Source organism: Thalassotalea sp. ND16A, from assembly GCF_000764205.1.
Classification (GTDB): domain Bacteria; phylum Pseudomonadota; class Gammaproteobacteria; order Enterobacterales; family Alteromonadaceae; genus Thalassotalea_A.
This window is the reverse complement of sequence record NZ_JQDZ01000041.1, coordinates 39,569-66,408: the sequence shown is the minus strand read 5'-3', so window position 1 is coordinate 66,408 and position 26,840 is coordinate 39,569. Positions and strand designations below refer to the sequence as shown.

General features: G+C 41.3%; 21 protein-coding genes. 19 read left to right on the top strand and 2 right to left on the bottom strand.

Annotation, left to right across the window (positions count from 1 at the left end; genetic code table 11):
- The 3 genes from ND16A_RS21660 to ND16A_RS12035 all read left to right on the top strand — a co-directional run.
- A partial coding sequence (locus ND16A_RS21660; protein ID WP_033077047.1) for a hypothetical protein occupies positions 1-197 on the top strand: 197 nt, incomplete at its 5' end.
- Positions 198-211: 14 nt separating this feature from the next.
- The gene (locus ND16A_RS12030; protein ID WP_235282021.1) at positions 212-541 is read left to right on the top strand and encodes a PilZ domain-containing protein; all 330 of its coding nucleotides are present in this window, start codon (positions 212-214) and stop codon (positions 539-541) included.
- A gap of 171 nt (positions 542-712) precedes the next feature.
- Positions 713-1,486, top strand: coding sequence for a TatD family hydrolase (locus ND16A_RS12035; RefSeq protein ID WP_033077057.1), 774 nt, complete (start codon positions 713-715; stop codon positions 1,484-1,486).
- A gap of 207 nt (positions 1,487-1,693) precedes the next feature.
- Here ND16A_RS12035 and ND16A_RS12040 read toward each other — a convergent pair whose 3' ends face one another.
- Positions 1,694-1,981, bottom strand: coding sequence for a GIY-YIG nuclease family protein (locus ND16A_RS12040; RefSeq protein ID WP_033077045.1), 288 nt, complete (start codon positions 1,979-1,981; stop codon positions 1,694-1,696).
- Between the two features lie 798 nt (positions 1,982-2,779).
- Here ND16A_RS12040 and ND16A_RS12045 point away from each other — a divergent pair.
- The 6 genes from ND16A_RS12045 to prpF all read left to right on the top strand — a co-directional run bounded on the left by ND16A_RS12045 (position 2,780) and on the right by prpF (position 11,302).
- Complete coding sequence (locus ND16A_RS12045) at positions 2,780-4,009, top strand: nucleoside recognition domain-containing protein (protein ID WP_033077044.1); 1,230 nt, start codon at positions 2,780-2,782, stop codon at positions 4,007-4,009.
- 371 nt (positions 4,010-4,380) lie between these two features.
- On the top strand, positions 4,381-5,064 hold the full coding sequence (locus ND16A_RS12050; protein ID WP_033077043.1) for a GntR family transcriptional regulator: 684 nt from the start codon (positions 4,381-4,383) through the stop codon (positions 5,062-5,064).
- Between the two features lies 1 nt (position 5,065).
- Positions 5,066-5,956 (top strand): methylisocitrate lyase, encoded by an 891-nt coding sequence (prpB, locus tag ND16A_RS12055; protein ID WP_033077042.1) that lies wholly within the window; start codon positions 5,066-5,068, stop codon positions 5,954-5,956.
- A gap of 56 nt (positions 5,957-6,012) precedes the next feature.
- The gene (prpC, locus tag ND16A_RS12060; RefSeq protein WP_033077041.1) at positions 6,013-7,137 is read left to right on the top strand and encodes a bifunctional 2-methylcitrate synthase/citrate synthase; all 1,125 of its coding nucleotides are present in this window, start codon (positions 6,013-6,015) and stop codon (positions 7,135-7,137) included.
- A gap of 175 nt (positions 7,138-7,312) precedes the next feature.
- On the top strand, positions 7,313-9,916 hold the full coding sequence (acnD, locus tag ND16A_RS12065) for a Fe/S-dependent 2-methylisocitrate dehydratase AcnD (RefSeq protein WP_033077040.1): 2,604 nt from the start codon (positions 7,313-7,315) through the stop codon (positions 9,914-9,916).
- Positions 9,917-10,123: 207 nt separating this feature from the next.
- Positions 10,124-11,302, top strand: coding sequence for a 2-methylaconitate cis-trans isomerase PrpF (prpF, locus tag ND16A_RS12070; protein WP_033077038.1), 1,179 nt, complete (start codon positions 10,124-10,126; stop codon positions 11,300-11,302).
- Between the two features lie 459 nt (positions 11,303-11,761).
- Here the strand turns inward: prpF and ND16A_RS12075 are convergent, their stop codons facing one another.
- Complete coding sequence (locus tag ND16A_RS12075; protein ID WP_033077037.1) at positions 11,762-13,183, bottom strand: aminotransferase-like domain-containing protein; 1,422 nt, start codon at positions 13,181-13,183, stop codon at positions 11,762-11,764.
- 122 nt (positions 13,184-13,305) lie between these two features.
- Between ND16A_RS12075 and ccoG the strand changes: the two genes are divergently transcribed.
- From ccoG to ND16A_RS12125, 10 genes are all read left to right on the top strand, one after another.
- Positions 13,306-14,673, top strand: coding sequence for a cytochrome c oxidase accessory protein CcoG (gene ccoG / locus ND16A_RS12080; RefSeq protein WP_081945518.1), 1,368 nt, complete (start codon positions 13,306-13,308; stop codon positions 14,671-14,673).
- Between the two features lie 216 nt (positions 14,674-14,889).
- Positions 14,890-15,495, top strand: a complete 606-nt coding sequence (locus tag ND16A_RS12085; RefSeq protein ID WP_033077036.1) for a YccT family protein — start codon at positions 14,890-14,892, stop codon at positions 15,493-15,495.
- A 2-nt stretch (positions 15,496-15,497) separates the two neighbouring features.
- Positions 15,498-16,208 carry an SIMPL domain-containing protein gene (locus ND16A_RS12090; RefSeq protein ID WP_033077035.1) on the top strand — a complete coding sequence of 237 codons (711 nt, stop codon included), beginning with the start codon at positions 15,498-15,500 and terminating at the stop codon, positions 16,206-16,208.
- Between the two features lie 146 nt (positions 16,209-16,354).
- Positions 16,355-16,819, top strand: coding sequence for a GAF domain-containing protein (locus tag ND16A_RS12095; protein ID WP_033077055.1), 465 nt, complete (start codon positions 16,355-16,357; stop codon positions 16,817-16,819).
- 52 nt (positions 16,820-16,871) lie between these two features.
- A complete protein-coding gene (locus ND16A_RS12100) occupies positions 16,872-17,159 on the top strand; it encodes a hypothetical protein (protein ID WP_033077034.1) in 288 nt (95 codons plus the stop codon).
- The gene (gene proQ, locus ND16A_RS12105) at positions 17,159-17,812 is read left to right on the top strand and encodes an RNA chaperone ProQ (RefSeq protein ID WP_235282015.1); all 654 of its coding nucleotides are present in this window, start codon (positions 17,159-17,161) and stop codon (positions 17,810-17,812) included. Before ND16A_RS12100 ends, proQ begins: the two co-directional genes overlap by 1 nt.
- Before the next feature lie 16 nt (positions 17,813-17,828).
- Entirely contained in the window at positions 17,829-19,886 is a 2,058-nt protein-coding gene (prc, locus tag ND16A_RS12110) for a carboxy terminal-processing peptidase (protein WP_033077033.1), read from the top strand.
- A gap of 225 nt (positions 19,887-20,111) precedes the next feature.
- Positions 20,112-21,566, top strand: a complete 1,455-nt coding sequence (nhaC, locus tag ND16A_RS12115; protein WP_033077032.1) for a Na+/H+ antiporter NhaC — start codon at positions 20,112-20,114, stop codon at positions 21,564-21,566.
- 292 nt (positions 21,567-21,858) lie between these two features.
- Positions 21,859-24,429 (top strand): aminopeptidase N, encoded by a 2,571-nt coding sequence (gene pepN, locus ND16A_RS12120; RefSeq protein ID WP_033077031.1) that lies wholly within the window; start codon positions 21,859-21,861, stop codon positions 24,427-24,429.
- Between the two features lie 398 nt (positions 24,430-24,827).
- Positions 24,828-26,831 carry a DUF1302 domain-containing protein gene (locus ND16A_RS12125; RefSeq protein ID WP_152593843.1) on the top strand — a complete coding sequence of 668 codons (2,004 nt, stop codon included), beginning with the start codon at positions 24,828-24,830 and terminating at the stop codon, positions 26,829-26,831.
- The last annotated feature ends 9 nt before the right edge of the window (positions 26,832-26,840 follow it).

Here is a 26,840-nt window from a genome sequence, read left to right as displayed (position 1 = left end):
ACAGCAGCTATTGCAATAATACAAACGGTAATGAACACCAATATGGGCAATGTTTAACGTTAATCAATCAGGCAACGAAACAAATAAAGTTGTTAACTCAGGCCAACAAAACCTTTACTATTGAAGCGTTGCTAGTCGATATAGAACAGCAACTGGTTCAAGAGTTCATAAACTGTATGAACATAAAAAAACAATAAAAAATCAGGAAGTTATGATGCAAAATTTTGTCTTGAAATTTAATAATGACCGAGAGCTTTACATGGCCTACATGCCATTTTTAAAGCACGGCGGATTATTCATAAAAACCGAAGAGCAACTTGAACTGGGTGATGAAATCTCTCTTGAAGTGTTGATGCCTGGTGAAATCGAAGTTGCCAAACTTGACACCGTGGTGTGCTGGATCACTCCACATGGTGCACAAAATGGTACTGAGCCTGGTGTTGGTGTGGCATTTGTTACCGATGAGAATCACATTCGCAATCAAATTGAATCTGCACTGGGTCGAATGCTTAATTCTAAAGATCCAACGTATACTATGTAGGGATTAGGTACAAGATACAAGGTACAAGCAGAAAGCTGATAAATTAACTTACGGTGTGATAAACTTATAACCAGTGCATTAATAATGTAATTAGATGAAGAGTAAAGCGAATCGCTTTACTCTTTTTGTTTATTGATGGAAAAAATTTTGTTTTCAATTTCGGAGCCTCCTTTGTTTATAGATTCACATTGTCATCTTGATCGATTAGATCTTAGTGATTTTGATAATAACCTCGATAATGTGGTTAGCGCTGCAGCAAAAGCAAATGTTACACAAATGCTATGTGTTTCAGTAACCCTTAATGACTTTACTGCGATGGCCGAAAAAACGGCTAAATATAACAATGTACAACTGTCTTGTGGTGTGCATCCATTAAATCAAGAAGACCGCGTCGATGAAGAGCAATTATTAGCCTTGGCCGATAATGAACGCGTGGTCGCTGTTGGCGAAACTGGGCTGGATTATTTTTATGCTCCTGAAACGCAAGAAGTACAGCGAGATGCGTTTCGTAAACACATCAGGGTCGCGCGAAAATTGAATAAACCAATCATTATTCACACGCGTGATGCGCAAGAGGATACCTTAACAATCATGCGCGAAGAGGGGGCAGAACAAGTCGGTGGCGTCTTACATTGCTTTACTGAAAGCTGGGAAATGGCCGAACAAGCGATTGCTATGGGCTTTTATATCTCTTTTTCTGGTATCGTTACTTTCAAAAATGCCGCAGCTCTAAGACACGTTGCGCACCAAGTGCCTGATGACAAGTTTATGATTGAAACCGATTCGCCCTACCTTGCACCGGTACCGCATCGAGGCAAACAAAACCAGCCAGCCTTTGTTGTCGAAGTTGCTAAAATGCTTGCCGACGTACGTGGTCAAAGCGTGGAAGACATTGCCAGATTGTCGACGGAAAACTATCTGCGTTTGTTTCTCTCAACCAAGTAAAACTCACTATGCTCTAATTAAGTCTTAAAAGACTATATTTGGCACTCTTGTACCGTTTAGTATTTTAAAGTAATGTAATCAAAAGCTCACAGGCGGCTGTGAGCGATTAAGAGCCGTACAATACACCACTTAATCTAGAAAAAACACACCGTCATTGCGGCGCAGGCCGCAACCTCCTGACGCATGCTGTGGCTAGCAAAAATAAACTCAAATAATATCAGGGTATAAATCTCGCCAGTTTGGATTTACCCCTCCAATTAATCTATTTTTCCATCTTCGATGCCACTGCTTTAATCGCTTTTCTCTTACAATCACGTTTTCCATGTCGTTGAATAATTCAAAATAAACAAGTTTTGTTAAGTTGTATTTAGCACTATAGCCACCAATAAGCTTTTCTTTATGTTGGTATATTCGTTGAACTAAATTGCTTGTTACGCCAATGTACAGAACTGTATTGTGAACATTAGAAATAACATAGATTGCGGGTTGTTTCATGATTGAATTCCTTTTCAATAAATGAAATTTAAGTGTAGCTTAGTTAAAATTAGTTTGAGGAAGCGATTGTTTATAGGCACGCTATATCCGAAAGGGGGTTGCGGCCTGCGCCGCAATGACGTGGTTAATTGTTTCGGAGTATGCCCTGACACTTGAAGGTTAAACGTCTCTGAATGGCACAAAACACTCGTTCAAGTCACTTCGAAACTGAGGGGATGCCACACAAAAACATTGCGGGTTGACGGTGCTTTATTTCTGATATTTTGGATGATTCTCAATGGCACTTTTATAGGCGGATGAGAAGTATTGGATGGCTGTAAAGTATGCCCAGTTTTCCTTAAGGCGACTATAATCTCAGTTATCCGCAATTAATGCTAACAGAGCCAAAAAAAAGGCCTGAAGCAATCGCTTCAGGCTCAGGGGAATGGCTCAATAGGTTGAGCCTGCGCTAATAAATTCAAGGGAATAAATTTCTGCCAATTAACTCTAATTTGTGCAAGTTAACTCGAAGTAAATCACTGCTTGAATTAATAATTGTAGTGTATCAATGGTTAAAATCCAGTCGATTTGTGAAAAAAATAAAATTAATTTTTAATCTTTTTAAAACAATGGTTTGCGCATTAGTTTGAGTGGTCTGTCCACAATTGGTGAATAGCTTTTGTACATCTTTTGCACAATTTATCAACAGCCCGATATTGAGGGGATGAATCAAAATAATTTGCCTCAAACGCAACTGTTAACCAAGGGCTGTTGTTATGTTATGGTAGCTAGAATAATAAAAATGTAGTTGTAATCAGTATGTTAAATATCATTTGGCTGTTCTTTTTTTTCATTGCCTTTATCGTCTCTGTTTACCAATGGCTAGTACTTGGCAATCATGTCATTTTTGAACAGTTGCTCACCAGCATTATTTCAATGTCGAAAGTGACGGTTGAAATTGCGATAGGGTTAATTGGAATATTAAGTTTTTGGCTGGGAATGATGAAAATTGCACAAAGTGGTGGGGTGGTAGATAAAATTGCCCATGCCATTTCACCATTATTCTCAAGACTAATGCCAGAGGTACCAAAAGATCATCCGGCATTTGGTTCCATTACCATGAACTTATCGGCTAATTTTTTAGGCCTGGACAATGCCGCCACACCTTTAGGCTTAAAAGCCATGGCCGATTTACAAAGCATTAACCCAAAAAAAGATACTGCCAGTAACGCCCAGATTTTATTCCTGGTGTTGAATACTTCCTCGGTAACCTTGTTCCCGATCAGTGTTTTTGTTTATCGGGCGCAACAAGGTGCTGCAGTTGCTACTGATGTGTTTATCCCTATTTTATTGGCAACTTTTGCCTCAACCCTGGCAGGTTTGGTGTCGGTGGCATTGTTTCAACGGATAAAGTTATATAAAGGCGTCATTCTGCTGTATTTGAGTGCGGCAATGGCATTGATTGCGTCACTGGTTATTTATTTAGTACAGTTAAGTGCCGCGCAATTGACCGCGCAGTCCTCCTTAATGGGGAACTTTTTAATCATCTCGGTACTTATCAGTTTTCTGACTATTGCCCACTTAAAAAAAGTGAATGTCTACGATCAATTTATTGTCGGAGCGAAAGAAGGCTTCGAAGTCAGCATTAAACTTATCCCTTATCTGTTAGCCATGCTGTGTGCCATTGGTGTTTTTAGAGCCAGCGGTGCATTAGAGATGATTGTCGACAGTATTCGCCATTTAGTGGTGTTATTAGGCGGGGATACCCGCTTTGTAGACGCACTGCCCACGGCTTTTATGAAACCACTAAGTGGCTCAGGCTCTCGGGCGATGATGATTGAAACGATGAATGCTCATGGTGCCGACTCTTTTGCCGGGAGATTGGCTTCGATCATGCAAGGCTCCACCGAGACAACTTTCTACGTACTGGCCGTATATTTTGGCAGCGTCGGCATTCGTTATTCTCGACATGCCATCACTTGTGGCTTGATTGCTGATGTCAGTGGCATTTGTGCTGGAATAGGCGTTTGCTATTGGTTCTTCGGATAGATCTGCTACGCATTTCTATATATGCCACTTCGTGGCGTTGCTATATAAATGACTAATGAATTTTAACCTTTGTTGTTTATAGCGAAGCTATATTTTATAAATTACTCCACTTCACGCAGTGAAGACGAGCCAGAGCGAGAAGGCTTGCCTTGGGGGAATTTATTCAAACGCTTGTATGTCGTACAATATGAGCGACAATCCATTAATAATAGTTTTATTCTCTAGTTCTTTAGTCTAATTGTCGACAATGCAGGGCGATACTCTTGACTTACACATTTATCCGCGTATTATCTTAATTGTAAATTCAAAGTGTCGACAATTTATCGACATCAGTTAAAGATAACTAAATAGTTAAGTTAATAAAATATCAAATGAATTTAAAAAATCCGGCTCGACAAGCCCCCATTACTACTGCCGATAAAATTTTTGAAACCATGCAACATGAAATTGTTGAGGGTGAGATTTTAGCGGGCAGTAAAATTAGTGAACCAGAACTTGCGAAAAAATATCAAGTAAGCCGTTCCACTCTGCGCGAAGCATTAAACCGTCTAGAAAAATGTCATTTGATAGAGCGTAAAGCCAATGTTGGCTCACGTGTTGTTGAGTGTTCGGTGCAAGGGTTATTGGAGATTTATCAGGTAAGGGAAGCATTAGAGGGGATGGCCTGTCGTCTGGCTGCGCAAAACATGCAAGATGATGAAATAGCTGAATTACAACAAGTGTTAAATGCTCACGGGAATGATCAACAGCTTAAAGATGGTATTGCTTATTATCAGGAAGAAGGGGATTTAGACTTCCATTATCGGGTGATCCTTGGCAGCCATAATGAGCAATTAATTAAAATTTTATGTGGTGAGCTTTATCACCTGGTTCGTATGTATCGTTGTCAGTTTGGCATGAATAGTCCAAGAGCAACCCGTGCATACGATGAACACAAAGCAATCATGTACGCAATCAGCGACAGAGATGGAGAATTAGCTGAAATGTTAATGCGCCGTCATATCGCCGCTTCGCGTAAAAATATCGAGAATAAACTAGAAAAGGAAAGTGAATAATATGACAACACAATTATCACCAGGTGCTAAATTTCGTAAAGCACTAACAGACAACAAGCCGCTACAAGTCGTAGGTACCATTAATGCTTATTGTGCGATGATGGCTGAGCAATTAGGTCATCAGGCTATTTACCTTTCAGGTGGTGGTGTTGCCAATGCATCTTACGGTTTACCTGACTTAGGCATGACCTCATTAAACGATGTGATTGCCGATGTACAACGTATTACTGCTGCATCTAGCTTGCCTCTTTTAGTGGATATTGATACCGGTTGGGGTGGTGCATTTAACATTGCGAAAACCGTTCGTGATATGGAAAAAGCCGGTGCCGCTGCGGTTCACATTGAAGATCAGGTTGCGCAAAAACGTTGTGGACACCGTCCGAATAAAGAAATCGTTTCCACCCAAGAAATGGTTGATCGCATCAAAGCGGCAGTAGATGCCCGTACCGATAAAGACTTTTTCATCATGGCCCGTACCGATGCGTTCGCTCAAGAAGGATTAGAAGCTGCCCTTGAACGTGCGAAAGCCTACGTGGCCGCTGGTGCCGACGGTATTTTCGCCGAAGCGGTGAAAACCGAAGAACACTACCGTGCCTTCACCACAGCTCTAGATGTACCAGTATTGGCGAACATTACCGAGTTTGGTCAAACCGAGCTGTGGAATAAAGAACAACTGGGCGAGTGGGGCTGTGCCATGGTGCTTTACCCACTAAGTGCGTTCCGTGCAATGAACAAAGCTGCAGAGTTAGTGTATAAAACCTTGTTGAGCGACGGCGATCAAAAAGCGGTAATTGATAACATGCAAACGCGCATGGACTTATACGATTACCTTGGCTACCACGATTACGAGCAAAAGCTCGACGCCTTATTCTCTGAAGGTAAAAACAAATAAATACAGTTTGTTGCATAACGAATTAACGAATTATAAAAAATTGAAAGGAAAGTATTATGAGTGAGAAAAAAATTGGTGGTGCAGGTCTACGTGGTCAAAGTGCCGGTGAAACAAAATTATGTACCGTAGGTCAATCGGGTTCTGGTTTAACCTATTGCGGTTACGATGTATCCGATTTAGCCGATAACGCTACCTTTGAAGAAGTCGCGTACTTGCTGTTCAATGGTGAGTTACCAAACCAGGCGCAACTCGATGCTTACAAAGCTGAACTGAAAACGATGCGTGATTTACCACAATCACTTAAAGAAGTATTACAACACATACCAGCCGATGCACACCCAATGGATGTGATGCGTACCGGAGCTTCCTTTTTAGGCAACATTGAGCCAGAAGTTGATTTTTCTGAGCAAAATAAAGCGGCCAACCGTTTATTAGCGGCATTCCCGGCAATTATGACTTACTGGTACCGTTACTCACACGATGGTGTTGAGATTGATTGTGTTACCGATGAAGATTCAATTGGTGGTCATTTCTTACGTTTACTTACCGGTAAAACGCCGTCTGAATTACACCGTCGTGTCATTGATGTATCTCTTATTTTATATGCAGAGCATGAGTTTAATGCTTCAACATTCACCGCTCGTGTTTGTGCCTCTACGCTTTCTGACATGTACTCATGTGTTACTGCTGCCATTGGTTCATTACGTGGTCCACTGCACGGTGGTGCAAACGAAGCGGCAATGGCGATGATCCAAAAATTCAAGTCTCCGAGCGACGCGAAAGAGCAAATGGCTGGTATGCTTGAGCGTAAAGAGAAAATTATGGGCTTTGGTCATGCGGTTTACCGTACCTCAGATCCACGTAATGTGATCATCAAAAAATGGTCAGAGCAATTATCGCAAGAATTTGGTGATGCATCACTTTACGACATTTCGGTTGCTTGTGAAGAGTACATGTGGGACACCAAAAAATTATTCTGTAATGCTGACTTTTTCCATGCATCTGCTTACCACTTTATGGGTATTCCAACTAAATTGTTTACACCGATCTTTGTGTGTTCACGTTTAACGGGTTGGGCCGCTCATGTAATGGAGCAACGTGATAACAACCGTATTATCCGTCCAAGTGCAGATTACACCGGTGTAGAACCACGTACTGTTGGTCCTATCAGCGAACGATAATTTGACTTGTTATTTAATCCTATTTCATCGTTAGAAGATCATTACATATGCTTACTATGCGCAGATTTTCTATCTTGAAATTGAATTAAACCCCCTGCTTAAAACTTAGATAAAATTTAATAATTGGCGCATAATATAGTATGCGCCATTGTTGAAAAACATAGTGGATTAACTTATGAACTATGAATACCGCAAGCCTCTACCTGGTGCCAATATAGATTTCTTCGATACGCGTGCAGCGGTTGAAGCAATTACCCCGGGTAGCTACGCAAAACTGCCTTATACCTCACGTGTATTAGCTGAACAATTAGTACGCCGCTGTAGCCCTGAAACACTAACCGATTCTTTAAAACAAATTATTGATGGCAAGCAAGATCTGGATTTTCCCTGGTATCCAGCTCGCGTGGTTTGTCATGATATCTTAGGTCAAACCGCATTAGTTGATTTAGCGGGTCTTCGTGACGCTATCGCTGATCAAGGTGGCGATCCGGCAAAAGTTAACCCGGTTGTACCAACACAACTTATTGTTGATCATTCATTAGCCGTAGAAGCGCCGGGTTTTGACCCTGAAGCCTTTGATAAAAACCGCTCAATTGAAGACCGCCGTAATGAACAGCGTTTTCACTTTATCGAGTGGACTAAAACTGCATTTAAAAACGTTGATGTGATCCCTGCCGGTAACGGCATTATGCATCAAATCAACTTAGAGAAAATGTCGCCAGTTATTCAGGCTCGTGATGGTGTTGCTTTCCCTGATACGTGTGTTGGTACCGATAGCCATACGCCCCATATTGATGCCTTAGGTGTTATTGCCATTGGTGTAGGTGGCCTGGAAGCTGAAACGGTGATGCTTGGTCGTCCATCGATGATGCGTCTGCCAAACATCATTGGTGTCAAGTTAACCGGTAAACGCCAACCCGGGATAACTGCTACCGATATGGTCTTAGCGATCACTGAATTCTTGCGTAATGAAAAAGTCGTATCTAGCTACTTAGAATTCTTCGGTGAAGGTACTAAAGATTTAACCATTGGTGATAGAGCAACTATCTCAAACATGACACCAGAATATGGCGCATCAGCGGGTATGTTCTACATCGATGAACAAACCATTGATTACTTAAAGATCACTGGTCGTGAGCCAGAGCAAGTAGCCTTAGTTGAAACGTACGCCAAGCACACAGGTTTGTGGGCTGACGACTTAGTTGAAGCACAATACCCTCGTGTTATCGAATTTGATTTATCTACGGTATGTCGTAACTTAGCCGGTCCGTCTAATCCGCATCGTCGTTTAGCGACGGCTGATTTAGCAGCGAAAGACATTGCTAAAGGTTTAGACGCTTGTAAAGCACAAGAAGAACAAGGTCAAATGCCTGATGGCGCAGTAATTATTGCTGCTATTACGTCATGTACGAATACTTCAAACCCACGTAACGTTGTTGCTGCAGGTCTTGTTGCTAAACGTGCTAACGAGTTAGGCCTGGTACGTAAACCTTGGGTTAAATCATCATTTGCTCCGGGTTCAAAAGTCGCAAAACTTTATTTAGAAGACTCAGGTTTATTGCCTGAAATGGAAAAATTAGGTTTTGGTATTGTCGGTTACGCATGTACTACCTGTAACGGTATGAGTGGTGCGCTAGATCCGAAAATTCAGCAAGAAGTTATCGACCGTGATTTATACTCAACGGCAGTATTATCGGGTAACCGTAACTTTGATGGTCGTATTCACCCATACGCAAAACAAGCGTTCTTAGCATCTCCTCCATTAGTGGTAGCCTACGCTATTGCTGGTACGATGCGTTTTGATATTGAAAAAGACGTATTAGGGCAAGATCAAAACGGTAACGACATCATCTTGAAAGATATTTGGCCAAGCGATGAAGAAATCGATGCCATTGTCGCGGCAAGTGTTAAACCTGAGCAGTTCAAAAAAATCTACACGCCAATGTTCGATTTAGGTGCGTTTGAGCCAGCTGAAAGTCCATTATACGACTGGGATGAAAAAAGTACTTATATTCGTCGCCCTCCGTACTGGGAAGGTGCATTGGCGGGTGAACGTACAATGAAAGGTATGCGACCACTCGCCGTCCTTGGTGATAACATCACTACCGATCATTTATCGCCGTCTAACGCGATTCAATTAAACAGTGCTGCGGGTGCTTATTTAGATAAAATGGGCTTACCAGAAGCTGACTTTAATTCATACGCAACCCATCGTGGCGATCACTTAACTGCGCAACGTGCGACTTTTGCCAATCCGAAATTATTTAACGAAATGTGTAAAGATGATAACGGTGCAGTAAAACAAGGCTCTCTAGCTCGTATCGAGCCAGAAGGTACTGAATCACGTATGTGGGAAGCAATTGAAACCTATATGGAACGCAAGCAGCCATTGATCATTATCGCGGGTGCTGACTACGGTCAGGGCTCTTCACGTGACTGGGCGGCAAAAGGAGTCCGCCTAGCCGGTGTTGAAGTGATTGTTTCTGAAGGCTTTGAACGTATTCACCGTACTAACTTAGTAGGCATGGGGGTATTACCACTTGAATTTACTAACGATGAGACTCGTCATACTTACCACATTGATGGTACTGAAACTTACGATGTTACGGGTTCTACTGCACCAGGTGCAGCAATGACTGTGATAATGACTCGTCGTAATGGCGAAGTAATAGAAATTCCAGTGAAATGTCGTTTAGATACTGCTGAAGAAGTTTCTGTTTATGCCGCCGGCGGAGTTCTACAGAAATTCGCCAATGACTTCTTGGAATCCAACTCTTAAACGACTATTTGCGTCGATAGCGGCGTTGGGAGTGCTCATGTGTAAGTACACATTCCGCGCTCCCGCCTTGCTCTCAACGCAACTACCTCGTTTAATAATTGAATTCATGCGCATTGAATATAAGCAGCAAAAGAGCAATCTAATGCTGTTTTTTATTTTCGTAAGTGAAGCCTTTGTTTCACAAATAACTAATTTAAGGAGAGAGCAATGGCTCATGTTCCTCAAGTAAAGATCCCAGCTACGTACATTCGTGGTGGTACATCAAAAGGTGTATTTTTCAATTTAACCGATTTACCAGAGCGTTGTCAGGTTGCTGGTGAGCCTCGTGACAACATGTTATTGCGTGTTATTGGCAGTCCAGATCCGTATGGCAAACAAACCGATGGTATGGGCGGTGCAACATCAAGTACCAGTAAAACTGTTATTTTGGCCAAATCGGAACAAGCAGATCACGATGTTGACTATTTATTTGGTCAAGTCGCCATTGATAAAGCATTCGTAGATTGGTCGGGTAACTGCGGTAATTTAACGGCAGCAGTTGGCTCTTTTGCCATTATGTCGGGTTTAGTAAACCCTGAACGTATTCCTGATAATGGTGTATGTACGGTGCGCATTTGGCAGAAAAATATTTCTAAAACTATCATCGCGCAAGTTCCGATCACCAATGGTGAAGTACAAGAAACCGGTGTATTTGAATTGGATGGCGTAACGTTTCCAGCTGCCGAAGTGCCGGTTGAATTTATCGCCCCGGTAGATCCCTCAGAGGCAATGTTCCCTACCGGTAATGTGGTTGATGATTTAGAAGTACCTGGCATAGGTACGTTTAAAGCAACGATGATCACCGCTGGTATTCCAACCATTTTCTTAAATGCTGAAGACATAGGTTATCAAGGTACCGAACTACAAGAAGCGATTAATGGCAGTGATGAGATATTAAGCAGGTTTGAAACCATTCGTGCTCATGGCGCCATTAAAATGGGACTAATCACTAACATTGAAGAGGCAAAAGCTCGCCAACATACACCTAAAGTTGCCTTCGTATCACCAGCTAAAGCTTATACCTCATCAAGTGGTAAAAACATTACAGAAAATGACATCGACTTAAACGTTCGTGCCTTATCTATGGGTAAACTACATCATGCGATGATGGGCACTGCTGCCGTTGCTATTGGTACTGCCGTGGCGATACCTGGCACATTGGTGAATTTAGCTGCCGGTGGTGGTGATCGTAATTCGGTAACGTTTGGCCATCCTTCAGGTACTTTAAAAGTAGGTGCCGAGGCCAGCAACAATGACGGTACCTGGACCGTGAATAAAGCCATGATGAGCCGTAGCGCCCGCGTACTAATGGAAGGCTGGGTAAGAATTCCCGGTGATTGTTTTTAGGCTACTTGCTTTCTGTTTACACTATAATGTTGAACTTAGACAAGTAAATAAAGCGCTATATAATAAGAGCCGTAGCGCCCGCGTACTAATGGAAGGCTGGGTAAGAATTCCCGGTGATTGTTTTTAGGCTACTTGCTTTCTGTTTACACTATAATGTTGAACTTAGACAAGTAAATAAAGCGCTATATAATAAGAGCCGTAGCGCCCGCGTACTAATGGAAGGCTGGGTAAGAATTCCCGGTGATTGTTTTTAGGCTACTTGCTTTCTGTTTACACTATAATGTTGAACTTAGACAAGTAAATAAAGCGCTATATAATAAGAGCCGTAGCGCCCGCGTACTAATGGAAGGCTGGGTAAGAATTCCCGGTGATTGTTTTTAGGTTACTTGCTTTCTGTTTACACTGTAATGTTGAACTTAGACAAGTAAATAAAGCGCTACTTTAAAAACCATAAAAGCCCTAATCTTTGATGATCAGGGCTTTTATCGTTTTTAAAGCCGTTAGCCGCTCACCAACAAAAGGGTGGTTAAAACTCACCCGTAAACAGTTGTTATAATGGCCAGAGCACGAAAATAGTTGTCCAGGAGTGAGGGTGATGTTTTTTTCTAACGCGTTCGCATAAAGCTTGGTGGTATCAATGTGTTCACTAAATTCTACCCACAAAGCAAGCCCGCCTTGTGGCAGCGTATACTTTACCGAGTTAGGCCAATACTGCAAAATTGCCGCTAGCAATTGATTACGTTGATTGAGCAATGTGCTGGTAAAACTGGCGATATGTCGCTTGAAATGACCATTTAGCATAAATTCAGCAATGGCTTCTTGTTGCACTCTGCTACTGGCAAGTTGACTGCTTAATTTCAAGCGGATGATGTCTTTGTGCCAACGACCTCCGGCAACCCAGCCAATGCGTAAATCGCGAGATAAAGATTTCGAAAAAGAACTGCATAAAATAACCCGCTCTTGACTATCAAAGGCTTTCAGTGGCGGGGGATTATCGGAATGAGTACTGCTGTCGAATGCCAGTTCGCCATAAATATCGTCTTCGATCACCGCAAAGTCATGTTCATTCGCGATAGCGACTAACGCTTTTCTGTTGGCCACACTCATTACCGCCCCTGTAGGCGTTGAAAACGATGGCGTGACTACCACGGCGCTAATGTTCCATTTATTCACTGCTGATGTCAGTGCCTCGAGATCTAAGCCGGTAACCGGAGAGGCAGGAATTTCGATGATATTAAGCTGTAATTGCTCTAACAATTGTATCACTCCGTAAAAGCCCGGGCTTTCTACGGCAACGTTGTCTCCAGGCTTACACACGGTAAATAACGACAAAAATAACGCGTGTTGGCAGCCAGAAGTGATACATAAATCTTCTTCATCTATGATCAGCCCTCGGCTTCGGTACCTATCTTTTATCTGCACTCGTAATGACTGCAACCCCACTGGCGCATCATAATACGAGGCTTTTTTGAATGGGTTTTGTTTTGCTACCCGGCTCAGCTCACGATTCAGTTGCAATAGATGTTTTGATTGGTACTGTTCTGTAGCGCTGGGCAGAATGTCAAAGGCGGCACTATGACTCATGATCTCAAAGAACATTTGCGGAATACTGACTTCAACGGCTTGTAACGGGGCTGCAAGTTTTTGTGGTGGTTTACTTTCAGCTGGTTTAAAGGTAATAAAAAACCCTAAGCGAGGTTTGGCGCTAATGTAGCCTGATTTTTCTAATTCAATTAAGGCTCTGATCACCGTGTTTTTAGAAACTCCGTGTTCAGACGATAATGCCCTGATTGCCGGCAATTTTTCACCATGTTGAAACATTTTGTTTTCAATTTTCTGGATCAGAACTGACGCTAACTTTCCAAACTTACTGGTTTTCATCAATAATACCGCCTGTACCCTATATATTTAATTTTCTTGTACCTGTCCCCTAAGTTAGCACAAATTAAAATACGGCTCAATTTCCATAGACGCATTAGCCTTGAGTGGCTGGGAGTAGAGTGATGGTGCAAAAGACCTCAACAGATAAAGGCAGTATTATTTTTCAAACCAAAGCAATCGACGATAAAATTTATATCAAAGAACAAAAAGGCTTTTATCAAAGCATCCGCCGTTATTTAAGTGTTGCTTTAATGATGTTGTTTATTGTGACACCGTTTATTCAATATCAGGGCAAACAAGCGATTTTATTTGATGTTGAAGCGCAACACCTAAAAGTTTTCTCCTACTATTTTTATCCGCAAGATTTACTGATTTTTACCTTCGTGTTTATTATCGCGGCCTTTGCCTTGTTTTATGTCGCCAGCAAATACGGGCGTATTTGGTGCGGCTTTGCTTGCCCACAAACTGTTTGGACACTAATGTTTTTGTGGATTGAGAACCGAATTGAGGGCAATAGACAACAACGGATCAAATTAGATAAATCAAAAATAAGCATAGAAAAATGTGCTAAAAAGCTGGGAAAACATGGCATGTGGTTGACAGTTTCATTAATCACGGCGCTGGTATTTATGTCATATTTTGTGCCCGCAGAGCAAATTTACATCGAATTTTTCACATTAAATACGACTTCAATAGTCACTGGTTGGGTGTGGTTTTTTGCGCTTTGTACCTATGTAAATGCCAGTTGGGTACGTGAAAAAATGTGCCAGCATATGTGCCCATATGCGCGTTTTCAATCGGTAATGTTTAGTGATGCAACTTCCACTGTTACTTATGATATTGAGCGTGGTGAGAGTCGGGGGCCAAGAAAACTTAATCGAGAAAAACCGCAAGAGCTAGGTGATTGTGTTGACTGTAATTTGTGTGTGCAGGTGTGTCCGGTAGGCATAGATATTCGTGATGGCCTGCAATATGATTGCATCAACTGTGGGCTTTGTATCGATGCCTGTGATCAGACCATGAGCAAGTTTTCTTATGCTAAAGGCCTCATTCGCTTTGCTAGTGAAACCGAGCAACACAGTGATAGCAAAGCGAAATATGGATATATGGCACTGTTACTGATTTGTGTTGGTTTTATGGCAAACTGGCTAAATAATCGCAGTGAATTTGAGGTGTCGGTGCTTAAAGATAGGAATGCACTGTATCGGGTGAATGGGTTGGGGGAAGTTGAAAATTCCTATCAGTTAAAAATCTTAAACAAGTCTGACGCTAAGGGCCATTTTAAGTTGAGTTACCAGGGACTGGAAGGGTTTAGAATTGAATCGAAAAAAACGTTAATCGTTGCGCCACAGCAGATATCGAATTATACCGTGACCTTAATTGCGCCGCTCGGATTTAAGGGAAAATTTGAAACCTTTGATTTTGTTTTGCAGGATGAAAGCGAAGAAGACAAGCTTCTGGTTACCCAATCTACTTTTCATTCATTGTAGTAGTTCCGTTAAAATTTCACAGTGATAATTCAAGGATGAATTAACTGAGAGGCGCCATGGACGGCATAGAGCCGGTACATGCTTTATGCCGATCGTTGCGCTTTTCTAAATCCTACATGCTATTTATCTTACCGGCTCAAATCTTCATATAAATTTAATATAAATCCCTTATACTTCAGTTAATCATCTAATTTATATAAAGATTAAGAAGTAAATATGAAATCAACATTATTGCCGTTGCTTTTAGGGTTTAGCATGTTTTCAGTCACCGCTGCAGAGCTTATTGTGCCGGAAGACTTTATCGTTCAACGGTTAAATGGCGAAGAGTATTCTCGTTCGATATTTTCCTCAGAAACGACCCTAAATATCCCCGAAGGTCAGAACATACTGGTGCTACAATACTCATCAATATTTGACGACGACATGGAAGATCATCACATCACGGTAGCATCCAAGCCATTCATTTTATTATTTACGGTTGGTAAAGAAGCAACGTTAAGTTTTAGTTACCCGGAGCAATTAAATCAACAAGATGCAAAACGGTTCGCCAAATCACCTTTGGTGAAATTAGTTAAACCTGACGGCGATGCTGTAGCGGTGATGATTCAATCTTTGGCAAGCTATAATGATACTGCGCTGAAACAGTCTTTATTACGACGAGATGAAATTGCACAGCAACGTTCTACCCAGGGCGAAGACGGTATCATCAGCAAAACCAGCCCTGAAAATCTAGCAATGCTGAAATATTGGTGGCAGCAGGCAAGCGCAAAAGAGCAGCAAGAATTTTTAACATTCATTAAGGAACAACAAAAGAGGAATTAATTATGATGGCTAAATTAAGGGTTATGCTGAGCACTTTATTGATTGTTACGTTTTCAATGCAAGTTATGGCGCAACAAATAAAGCCAGAAGGCATAGAAGTCACCGGCAAAGGTGCCGTGTTTATTGACCCCGATATTTTTATTTTTTCAATATCGCTAGCCGATAGAGCAATGACCGCAGCGCAAGCCAAACAAGTTGTTGATGAGAAAACGACTGAGTTACTGACGATGGCAAAAGAAATGGATATCACTGATAAATCCATTGAAACGACGCAAATGAATATAAGACCGATATTTGATCGGAGTGCCCAACAATCAGCAAACCTATATCAACCTTCGCTTATTGAAGTGAGCAGAGAAATCACTTTTATCCTGGATGATTTTTCTCATTACGATCCTATTCTCGATAAAGCCATACACCTGGGCGTTAAATACATCTCAGCGTTGAAGTACCAAACCAGCAAAGCAGATACCTTTTATCGACAGGCATTAGACGCCGCCATTAAAGATGCACAAGCGAAAGCATTACGGATTGCAAATAAATTAGATTTAGATCTGGGAAAGGTTACTCATATGACTGAGATCCCTTTTAATGTGCCAAAATTAATCATGCAAGACAGTTTGATGGAGTCCAGCTCTATTGCCTTGAGTTCTACCCCGGGTAAATATGAAATCAGTGCTCAAGTCAGCTTAATTTATTCAATTACACGATAAAGTTGTATTTATCTGCATAAAATAATGAAAAACCCAAGGAAATACTTTAATTTAAGGCGCTGACAAGGTATGTTAACCGCTTTTGTGGCAGGGTTTCAGAAACCTTGGGTTTGGGCGTGAATTTGAACGCAACATTAGATGTTAATATGGACAGAGAAAAAGCGGACTTTTATCAGAGTTTGTTGGGCCAGGTAAAAGCCATTATTAGTGAGGAGCATGATGCCATTGCCAATATGGCAAACATTAGCGCCATACTATTTAATACTCTTGAAAACGTAAACTGGTCGGGCTTTTATCGCGTGATAGAAAATGAATTAGTGCTAGGGCCCTTTCAAGGGCAGGTTGCCTGTATCCGTATTCCGCTAGGCAAAGGTGTTTGTGGTACTGCGGTAAGCGAACAGAAAATCCAGCTGATTAGCGATGTACACCAGTTTTCAGGACATATCGCTTGTGATGCAAACAGTAACTCTGAAATTGTCTTGCCCGTTTATCAAAATGGTAAAGTCATAGCCGTGTTAGATATTGATAGCATCGCATTTGCCAATTTTGATCAAATAGATGCGCAAGGCTTGCAAGCAATAGTGCATGCATTTGAACAGACTTTAGCCTAATTGCTAGTCGTACAAATTAGCTCACGTAAACAAACTAAGTAATTTATAATCAATGAAAGAATTTGTCGTAATACATGATTTTTTGGTTTCTGAGGCCGTTGTCGGAGATTGGGAAGGTGAAGAAGAGTGTGTTGCTGAAAAAATAAATGAATTTTATCACACCATTTATCAAATGGCGGAAGATGATATCGACCCTGAAGAATTAACGCAACTGCTTGATTTGGTATGGGAAACCTGGATTGGGGAAGATAGCCTACCTGAACTGGAATTTGATGATATTTATGATTGGTGCAGGCATTTGCTTGAAAACCGAGAACAATATCTTGAACAACAAAATTAATGAATGAAGTAAATATTATGGAAACCAAACGTATCACCAGTAAAGAAATTATTGCCCATTTAGTGGAAAAATTCCCTGCATGTTTTTCCCTTGAAGGCAAAGTTAAACCTCTAAAAATAGGTATTTTTCAAGAACTTGCAACCGAACTTGCGGATGATGAAAAAGTAAGTAAAACGCAATTGCGTCAAGCCTTGCGTCATTACACTTCAAGCTGGCGTTACTTAAAGTCAATTAAGGTGGGTAGTCATCGGGTAAACCTTGTTGGTGAAGACGCTGAGCTTATCGATCAAGAGCAAGCGGATTACGCCGCGAAAACGTTAAAAGAAAGCCAGGACAAATTTGCTAACAAAAAAACACAAGACAAAACAGAAAATAAGTCTTATAAAGGAACTAAAGCAAATGAAAAGGGCTCTACAGTAAGTAGTAAGCCTAGACCTAAGGTTGGAAAAGCGAAGAAAGCCCCAGCCAAAGCAAAAGTTAAATTAACTCAAGCTGAAGCCAATTCATTATCTGCAGGGATGAAAGTGATGGTTCAGGTTGGGAATTCCCCATTAGATGCTACTATTACAGAAGTAGCCGGTAAAGATGTGAGTGTACAGTTAAGCTCAGGTATGGTGGTAAAAACACAAGCCGATAAAATCTTTACTAAATAACATTTGGAGCAGTTATATGCAGAATATTTGTCGATTAGCCCTTGCCATTTCTCTATCCTTTTCATCATGGTCGGTAGTTGCTGAGCCAACGAAAGTTATAGAACCAGCGAAAATTGTTGAGCAAGATTTGCCGCAATTAATACAAGAAATGCAACATAAAAAAGCAAGTCAGCGAATATCTGCAACGTTTTCTCGTCAGCATTACAAAAAATTTGCAATGAATGATGAATTATCTTCAGAAATATTTGATTTTTATCTGAAGCAACTCGATTATTCTCGTCAAGTATTTCTCGCTGAAGATATTGCCGATTTTGAAAAATATCGTAACAGTTTTGACGATATGGTGGCCAGTGGCAAACTGACTCCTGCTTATGCCATTTATAACTTAAACGTTAAGCGTCGTTTTCAGCGCTACCAGTTTGCGTTAAAACTGCTTGAAAACGAATTCGATTTTAATGTTAAAGAAGAATACGTATTTGATCGTGAAGAGGCCGCGTTTGCAAAAAATACTGTCGAACTCGATGAAATGTGGCGTAAAAGGGTTAAATACGACGCGTTAAATTTAAAGTTAGCCGGCAAAGACTGGAGTGAAATTCAAAAATTGCTGAGCAAACGTTATACCTTCGCGTTAAAGCGGTTGAGTCAGGGCGAAAGTGAAGACGTATTCCAGGTAGTGATGAATTCATTTTCTCGTACCGTTGAACCGCATACCTCTTATTTGTCGCCACGTAATGCTGAACGATTCCAAATGGAAATGAACCTGTCGTTAGAAGGCATAGGCGCAGTATTAAGGTCGGAAGACGACTTTACTGTGATCCAAAGCGTGGTAACCGGCGGTCCAGCCGATAAATCGAAAAAAATAAAGCCAAAAGATAAAATTATTGGTGTTGCTCAAGGGGATGAAAACTTTGTTGATGTGGTTGGCTGGCGTCTTGATGATGTGGTTGATTTGATCAAAGGGCCGAAAGGCACCACAGTTCGTTTGCAAGTGGAAAAAGGCGAAGACGATCCGACTCTGGAAATTATCTCAATTGTCCGCGATACCATCAAACTTGAAGACAGAGCTGCAAAATCTGAAGTCTATATCGATAAGTCACAACAAGGTGATAACCCAGAAGCTGCAAAAAAACTTGGCGTGGTTACCATCCCAAGTTTTTACAACAAACTTTCTCGTGACGTGGCGAAAGAAATTGCCATGTTAAAAGAAGAGAATGTACAAGGCATTATTATTGATTTACGTGGTAATGGTGGTGGTTCACTGGTAGAAGCGACTCTGCTAACTGGTTTATTTATTGATAAAGGCCCGGTAGTACAAGTTCGTGATGGTGCTAATCGCGTGGAAGTAAATAAAGATACCGATGGCTTAAGTTATTACGATGGCCCGCTTACGGTGATGGTAGATAGATACAGTGCCTCTGCATCTGAAATTTTTGCGGCGGCATTACAAGACTACGGCCGAGCCATCATCATTGGTGAAAACACCTTCGGTAAAGGTACGGTGCAACAACATCGAGGTCTGGGGCGTGTCTATGATTTATATGATAACCCACTGGGCAGTATTCAATTTACTATCGCTAAATTTTACCGGATTAATGGTGGCAGTACCCAGCATAAAGGGGTAACACCAGATATTCTGTTCCCATCGGCAATTGAGCCTGGCGAATGGGGAGAAAGCCGTGAAGAGAACGCGTTGGAATGGGATAAAATAAACAAAGCCTCATACAGCAAAATTCATGACTTTAGTAAAGACATTACCTATTTAGATTCTTTGCATCAACAACGCATTAAAGCCAATGACGAATTTAAATACCTTGATGAAGACATTGCTTATTATCGTGCCAATAAGGATAAAAAATCCACCTCGCTAAACTTTGCCGAACGTAAAGCCGAACGGGAAGAGAACAAAATGAAGCGTTTAAATAGAGCGAATATGCGGTTGTTGGCTATGGATAAAGCGAAGGTTGAATCTGTTGATGATATTCCGGAAGAGTTGGCTGAATTAGATCCGTTTTTGGATGAAACCGCCAGTATTACCTTTGATTTAGTCGAAGTTGGTCGACTTGCGAAAAAATAATTAAAAATTATTTTTAAATAAAAAACCGTCTTTTGACGGTTTTTTTTATACTTGCAATATGTTGAATAACTTAGGTTTTAATTGAATTTTACGGTTATTCATGATGTTAGTTATTCGATTAATGTGAATAATTTTTTATATACTCAACGATCTCTGAAAAAGAGCATTACATTTGGCTAATTTGATAATAGAATCAATATCACTCTTTTTCGACTGCAGTAAACTATGTCAGAAACAACAAAAATAAAAACACCCAACTTACGGGATGCACTGATACCTTTGATTGCCATGGTGGTTATGTTAACGACCGCGGTAATGTATTTTGGTGACGGCTCATCTTCTGGACCTAACCAAATTGCGTTATTGTTGGCCGCTGGTGTCGCAATTATCATCGGGTTAAAAAATGGTCACCGATGGGCCGGTATCGAAAAGGCCATCATCAAGGGCATTTCCATATCGCTGGGCGCGGTATTAATTCTTCTTGCCGTTGGTTCCTTAATTGGTACCTGGTTGCTATCTGGTACCGTGCCAACACTCATTTATTATGGCCTGGAAATATTAAACCCACAGTGGTTTTATGTGGCAACCTGTGCGATTTGTGGATTGGTAGCTATGTCTATTGGTAGCTCATGGACCACCGCGGCAACGATTGGTGTCGCTTTGCTTGCGGTTTCCAATGGTCTGGGATTAGACTCCGCCATCACCGCCGGCGCCATTATTTCTGGCGCGTATTTTGGCGATAAAATCTCTCCATTATCGGAAACCACAAACTTAGCGCCTGCGGTTGCAGGAACAGAGTTATTTAAGCACATACGCTATATGCTATGGACCACATTACCATCAATCGCTACCGCATTAGTGTTGTTCATGATTTTAGGTTTTAGCGCAGAGGTTAAACAAAGCACCGATGGTACATTGCAACTTAATCAGTTAATGCAGCAACATTTTAATATCAGTGTGTTTAACTTAATTCCATTAGTGGTGCTACTGGTGCTGGCGATTAAAAAAATGCCGGCGTTCCTTGCCGTTTCTATTGGTGCCATAACCGGTGCGGTGTGGGCGATATTGTTCCAGCAAGATTTCATCATGAGTTTGGCGGGTGAGGGGGTAGATGCTGTAACGGCGAACATTAAAGTGGTCTGGACCGCATTTTTTGATGGTGTGTCAGTGTCAACGGGCAATGAAAACCTGGACAGTTTATTAAGTCGTGGTGGTATGTCAGGCATGTTAAATACGGTTTGGTTAATTATTTGTGCCTTAACCTTTGGTGCCGTGCTAGAGCATTTAGGCCTACTGCGTAAGTTGATGGATTCAATACTAAAAGGCGTAAACTCTGTCGGCGGGTTAATTAGCAGTACTGTCGGTACCTGTATTGCGACTAACATTGTCACCGCCGACCAATATATGGCGATTGTAATGCCAGGTCGAATGTACAAGGAAGAATATGAAAGTAGAGACTTAGACCCGGTAGTATTAAGTCGAACCCTTGAAGATTCAGGTACATTAACGTCACCACTTATCCCATGGAACACCTGTGGTGCCTATATGTATGGTGTGTTGGCTGTTAATCCACTGGATTATATTTTCTACTGTTTCTTTAACTTAATTAATCCGGTACTGGCAGTGGCATATGCTTACATGGGCTTTAAGATCAAAAGATTGGTAAAAGCTACTTCATAAGTTTAGCTTAAACTAGTTATAAATTAGCCCGGTCCTCCGGGCTTTTTGTACATGGATGTACTTATACCCGGCAGGCAGGAAGCCTTTTGAGGGTGATTGTACTTCAGAGATGATGGAATACAAACCACCATAGACGATATTAGGGTTGGCGGGGTGTTAACCTCGCGAAATAGCTTATCCCCGGCAGGCAGAACGCCTTTTAAGGGGGATTAATTTAACGCTTCATTTCCCAATACCGTTTTTTTGGGTAGAATGAAGTTAACTTCCTTAGCTCTTAAAAAAGACAATTTCCATGACAGATTTCTCGCCACGATATTTAAAAGACTATCAAACTCCTGATTATTCAATCAGCACGGTAAACCTTCAAGTTGAACTCGATGATAACGCCACTAACATTACCAATGTGATGCAAGTTGTACGAAATGGCCAACATGACAGACCATTAATATTAGATGGTGAGCATTTAACCTTAATCAGTGTGGTTGTTGATGGGGTCGTGATTAGCGACAAGGATTTTGAATTATCCGATTCACAGTTATCGCTTGCAAATTTACCCGCCAAGTTTGAACTAACCATCAAGACCGAAACCAATCCAAGTGCCAATACGGCGCTTGAAGGCTTATATAAGTCGGCAGATATCTTCTGTACCCAATGTGAAGCCGAAGGCTTTAGACGGATCACCTACTTTCTTGACCGGCCTGATGTGATGGCAATTTATACCACAACAGTAATTGGCGATAAAAGCAAATACCCTTACCTGTTGGCGAACGGCAATAAAGTTGAGTGTGGTGACATGAGCGATGGCATGCACTTTGTTACCTGGCATGACCCATTTCCTAAACCTTGTTATTTATTTGCTCTGGTTGCCGGCGATTTTGATTTATTGGCCGATAGCTATACCACAGGGTCAGGCAGGGAAGTTGCTTTAGAGTTATTTGTTGATAAAGGCAATTTAGCGCAAGCCGAACACGCCATGACTTCGTTGAAAAAATCGATGTTATGGGATGAACAAGAATTCAATCTGGAATACGATTTAGACATTTATATGATCGTTGCCGTGGATTTTTTCAACATGGGAGCCATGGAAAATAAAGGCTTGAATGTATTTAATTCAAAATTTGTGTTGGCCGATGACTTATCTGCAACCGATGACGACTTCTTTAACGTTGAAGCGGTAATTGCCCATGAATATTTTCACAACTGGACCGGAAATCGAGTCACCTGTCGTGATTGGTTCCAATTAAGTTTAAAGGAAGGCTTAACCGTGTTTCGTGATCAGCAATTTAGCGCCGACATGCATTCAAAAGCCGTTACCCGGATAAAAAATGTGCGTTTGGTTCGCGCACAGCAATTTGCCGAAGACGCCGGCCCGATGGCGCATCCTATCCGACCAGAGAAAGTGGTGGAGATGAATAATTTTTACACCTTAACGGTTTACGAAAAAGGTTCGGAAGTGATCCGTATGATGCACACCATATTGGGCGAAGCCGGTTTTAAAGAAGGGCTTAAACTTTACTTTCAACGCCATGATGGACAGGCGGTTACCTGCGATGATTTTGTCAGTGCGATGAGTGATGCCAACGATACTTGTCTTGACCAATTTAAACTTTGGTACAGCCAGTCAGGTACGCCACTGCTGAAAGTCACGGACAGTTATGATGCTACCACTTGCAGCTACCAAGTCAGCATAGAGCAAGTGTTAGCCGAAACTGAACAGCAGCAAGACAAGCAATACCAGCACATTCCGGTAAATTTTGAATTGGTTGCTGCCAATACGACAAACTTTGCCACAGGTTTATTGCACGTTAAACAGCAAAAGCAAACTTGGACCTTCGACAATATTAACGAAAAGCCGGTACCGGCATTGCTGGGTAACTTTTCGGCTCCGGTTAAAGTCGATTATCAGTATGCGGATGATGAACTTCTTACCCTAATGGTCAATGCCAAAGACGAATTCAATCGCTGGGATGCCGGGCAAACCTTGTTTGCCAATTACATTAAGCAATTGCTGCTTACCCCCGGGCTGGAATTACCACAACAAATCACTCGCGCGATAGAACAAATATTGACCAGTGACAGTGATAACGCGTTGAAAGCAGAGCAACTTGCTTTGCCAAGTTTTGATCAAATGGCTGATACCATTGAGTTGGTTGAACCGGATAAACTGATCAATGCTATTTCAGCATTAAAGCATTTTATTGCCAAAGGGCTTGAAAACGTACTCACGGCAACATACCAGAGCTTGTGTACTCAAACATTTAGCAAAAGTGCCAAATCGATAGGCGACAGGGCATTGAAAAATGCGTGCTTAGACTATTTGTCTGTTTTACAACATTGCTCAGGTATTGCTGCACAACAATTTCATCAAGCGAATAATATGACCGATCAGTTAGCGGCGATTAAAGTTGCCGCGATAAATGATTTACCCTGTTTTGAAGAGGTTATGACTCGTTTTGCTCAGCAATGGCAGGGCAATGCCCTGGTGATGGATAAGTGGTTCACCGTAAACGCGTTGCACAATAACCCGAATGTATTGGCACGCATCACTGGCTTATTGAATCACCCTGAATTTAGTATTGAGAACCCGAACCGGGCGAGGGCTCTTATTGGTGCCTTTGCGTTTTATAACAGTAAATATTTTCATCAACTTGATGGCAGTGGCTATCAATTTTTATTTTCCCAATTGCAAAAATTAAATGTCATCAACCCACAAGTAGCATCTCGTTTAATTACACCATTAATTCAATTCAAATCGTTTAGTGTTGGCCAGCAAAAGTTAATGATTGAGCAACTTGAAAGGCTTAATCGTTTGGCTAACTTATCACGCGATTTACAAGAGAAACTCAACGCCGCTCTACAATAGTCACGATTAATTGTGCCATTATTTATGTCAGAAATAGTTTTCTGGCATAAATAAAAATTATTTTTTAAATAATTTTATTTACAAATAGAGCTTTTGCTTTAAACGCTGGTCGGACCATTGGGTTTTGCCATGAATTTAATAACTGTCGTAATCCCCCCGTTAATTTAGCTCGCCTCAGTGTGATTTGTATGTTTAAAACAGCCGTTTAAAACGGGGTGGGGTTTATTTGCCGAAAATCCGTACAAACCATTAGTTTAGCTACCATTTGCAACTGTTATTTTGTGTTGCGTAGATGGGTAAATAGTGTAATTATCGTTTGAGTCTAATAAATTAATAAAAATAACGAATAAAAAATCAAACGTTTTTTAATTTCTGGGGAAAACATGATGCCAAGTACAATGGTAAAATTTGGTAAAAATCCAATCGCTAAAAGTGTAGCGGCAGGGTTATTACTGTTATCTGCTGCACAAGCTAACGCCGTCACCTTTGATGTAGGTGATTTTGAAGTCAGTTTTGATTCCACATTTTCATACGGTGAAAGTTACCGAATTGAAGATAGGGATTGGAACAAAATTGGTAAGTCGAATAATTTAAACAATAACATTGATTGGGCCAATGGCGGGCTACCGCAAAATGATGTTTGGTTATTGCCAGGCTCTTACTCAACCAATGGTGACTTGGGCAATTTAAATTACGATTCCGGTGAAGCCTTTTCGAAAACCATAAAAGGTACCCATGATTTAGACATTCGTTATTCCGCCGATGCAGGTGATTTCGGTTTCTTTGGTCGAGGCATGTATTTTTACGATCTTGAAATGATGGATAATGACAGACCATACACTCACCCGGTAACGGGTGAAACGATGAGTCCTTGTGACGATGATGATGCTAAAGATGAAATTTGTCGTGATGTGCGTTTATTGGATGCGTTTGTTTATGCCGATTTCTATGTGGGTGATACGCCAATCAGTATTCGTGTTGGTGATCAGGTCATTGGTTGGGGTGAATCAACATTGATTTCCCACGGTATTAGCGAAATTAACCCGGTTGATTTAGCCCGCTTAAGAGCGCCAGGTGCAGAATTAAAAGAAGCATTTATTCCATTCGGTGCCGTGTGGGCATCAATCGGCGTTACTGAAAATTTTAACATTGAAGCGTTTTATCAATACCGTTGGGAAAAATCCGTATTACCCGCACCGGGCAGTTACTTTGCCACCAATGACTTTGCCGGCTCTGGCGGTCATTTAAATAATGTTCAGTTAGGGTTTGGTGGTCTGGTTGACCGTAACCTTGAACAATTGATTGGTGAATTAAATGATATCGGTGATCGAGTTCGTGCGGGTGATGCTACAGCTGTTGGTGATTATACCGCAATGCTTACCAATCAAGGCTTAAAAGGCGAGGGCAGTCGTGGTGAAAATACCCCAGATGATGGCGGCCAATATGGTTTGAAGTTCTCTTATTTCTTTCCTGAGCTGAATGATACCGAATTAGCGCTTTATTATATTAACTATCACTCTCGTCGACCTACATTTTCTGGTGTCGCTGCAAACCTAGACCCTGCCGCCGTTGGCGCTGATATTGGGATGATAGCTGGCGGTGCCGTTACCGAAGATAATTATCTAGACCTTAATTTGTTTGGTAAAGCATTTTTAAACTACAAAGAAGATATTAAACTTTACGGTTTAAGCTTTAATACTACCGTTGGCTTAACTTCGGTTGCTGGTGAAATATCGTACCGTCAAGATGAACCACTGCAAATTGATGATGTTGAATTACTTTTTGCCGCGATCCCTGATCAAGCGTTAAGAGCTGCGGGTGCACCTGAAGGTTCTAGATTGTCACAAATGCCATATCAAACAGGTAAAGAAGTTCAAGGACATGTTGAACTTGACACCGCTCAATACCAAGTAACACTTACCCACTTGTTTGGGCCATCACTGGGTGCAAGTCAATTTACCGGTTTATTTGAAATAGGTGGTATCAATATACTTGATATGCCTAGTCACGATGAACTAAGACTAAATGGTCCAGGTACCGACCGCTCTGGTTCAACAAATGGAGTCATGAAATTCGTTCAGGATGGGACAGAGTCGAATCCATTCCCGGATGACTTTGCTTGGGGTTATAAAGTATTAGCAAAACTTGATTATAACGACGTATTTTGGAGCATGAATGTATCGCCAAGAGTTGTGTTCTCGCATGATGTTAGTGGTATTACGCCAGATCCATTGTTTCTTTTTGTTGAAGAAAGAAAATCAGTGTCGGTGGGAGTCACTTTTGATTATCAAAGTAAGTTGTCAATCGACTTAAATTACAATTCATTCTTTGGCGGGGTAGGCACTACCAATGCATTAAAAGACCGTGATTTTGTATCATTTAACATCAAATATTCAATCTAGAGGAACAGA

What these genes read in the sequence shown, in the direction of transcription:
- ND16A_RS12030 (WP_235282021.1), top strand. Translation starts at nt 212, where the DNA reads ATGATGCAAAATTTTGTCTTGAAATTTAATAATGACCGAGAGCTTTAC.
- ND16A_RS12040 (WP_033077045.1), bottom strand. Translation starts at nt 1,981, where the DNA reads ATGAAACAACCCGCAATCTATGTTATTTCTAATGTTCACAATACAGTT.
- ND16A_RS12045 (WP_033077044.1), top strand. Translation starts at nt 2,780, where the DNA reads ATGTTAAATATCATTTGGCTGTTCTTTTTTTTCATTGCCTTTATCGTC.
- ND16A_RS12050 (WP_033077043.1), top strand. Translation starts at nt 4,381, where the DNA reads ATGAATTTAAAAAATCCGGCTCGACAAGCCCCCATTACTACTGCCGAT.
- prpB (WP_033077042.1), top strand. Translation starts at nt 5,066, where the DNA reads ATGACAACACAATTATCACCAGGTGCTAAATTTCGTAAAGCACTAACA.
- prpC (WP_033077041.1), top strand. Translation starts at nt 6,013, where the DNA reads ATGAGTGAGAAAAAAATTGGTGGTGCAGGTCTACGTGGTCAAAGTGCC.
- acnD (WP_033077040.1), top strand. Translation starts at nt 7,313, where the DNA reads ATGAACTATGAATACCGCAAGCCTCTACCTGGTGCCAATATAGATTTC.
- prpF (WP_033077038.1), top strand. Translation starts at nt 10,124, where the DNA reads ATGGCTCATGTTCCTCAAGTAAAGATCCCAGCTACGTACATTCGTGGT.
- ND16A_RS12075 (WP_033077037.1), bottom strand. Translation starts at nt 13,183, where the DNA reads ATGAAAACCAGTAAGTTTGGAAAGTTAGCGTCAGTTCTGATCCAGAAA.
- ccoG (WP_081945518.1), top strand. Translation starts at nt 13,306, where the DNA reads ATGGTGCAAAAGACCTCAACAGATAAAGGCAGTATTATTTTTCAAACC.
- ND16A_RS12085 (WP_033077036.1), top strand. Translation starts at nt 14,890, where the DNA reads ATGAAATCAACATTATTGCCGTTGCTTTTAGGGTTTAGCATGTTTTCA.
- ND16A_RS12090 (WP_033077035.1), top strand. Translation starts at nt 15,498, where the DNA reads ATGATGGCTAAATTAAGGGTTATGCTGAGCACTTTATTGATTGTTACG.
- ND16A_RS12095 (WP_033077055.1), top strand. Translation starts at nt 16,355, where the DNA reads ATGGACAGAGAAAAAGCGGACTTTTATCAGAGTTTGTTGGGCCAGGTA.
- ND16A_RS12100 (WP_033077034.1), top strand. Translation starts at nt 16,872, where the DNA reads ATGAAAGAATTTGTCGTAATACATGATTTTTTGGTTTCTGAGGCCGTT.
- proQ (WP_235282015.1), top strand. Translation starts at nt 17,159, where the DNA reads ATGAATGAAGTAAATATTATGGAAACCAAACGTATCACCAGTAAAGAA.
- prc (WP_033077033.1), top strand. Translation starts at nt 17,829, where the DNA reads ATGCAGAATATTTGTCGATTAGCCCTTGCCATTTCTCTATCCTTTTCA.
- nhaC (WP_033077032.1), top strand. Translation starts at nt 20,112, where the DNA reads ATGTCAGAAACAACAAAAATAAAAACACCCAACTTACGGGATGCACTG.
- pepN (WP_033077031.1), top strand. Translation starts at nt 21,859, where the DNA reads ATGACAGATTTCTCGCCACGATATTTAAAAGACTATCAAACTCCTGAT.
- ND16A_RS12125 (WP_152593843.1), top strand. Translation starts at nt 24,828, where the DNA reads ATGGTAAAATTTGGTAAAAATCCAATCGCTAAAAGTGTAGCGGCAGGG.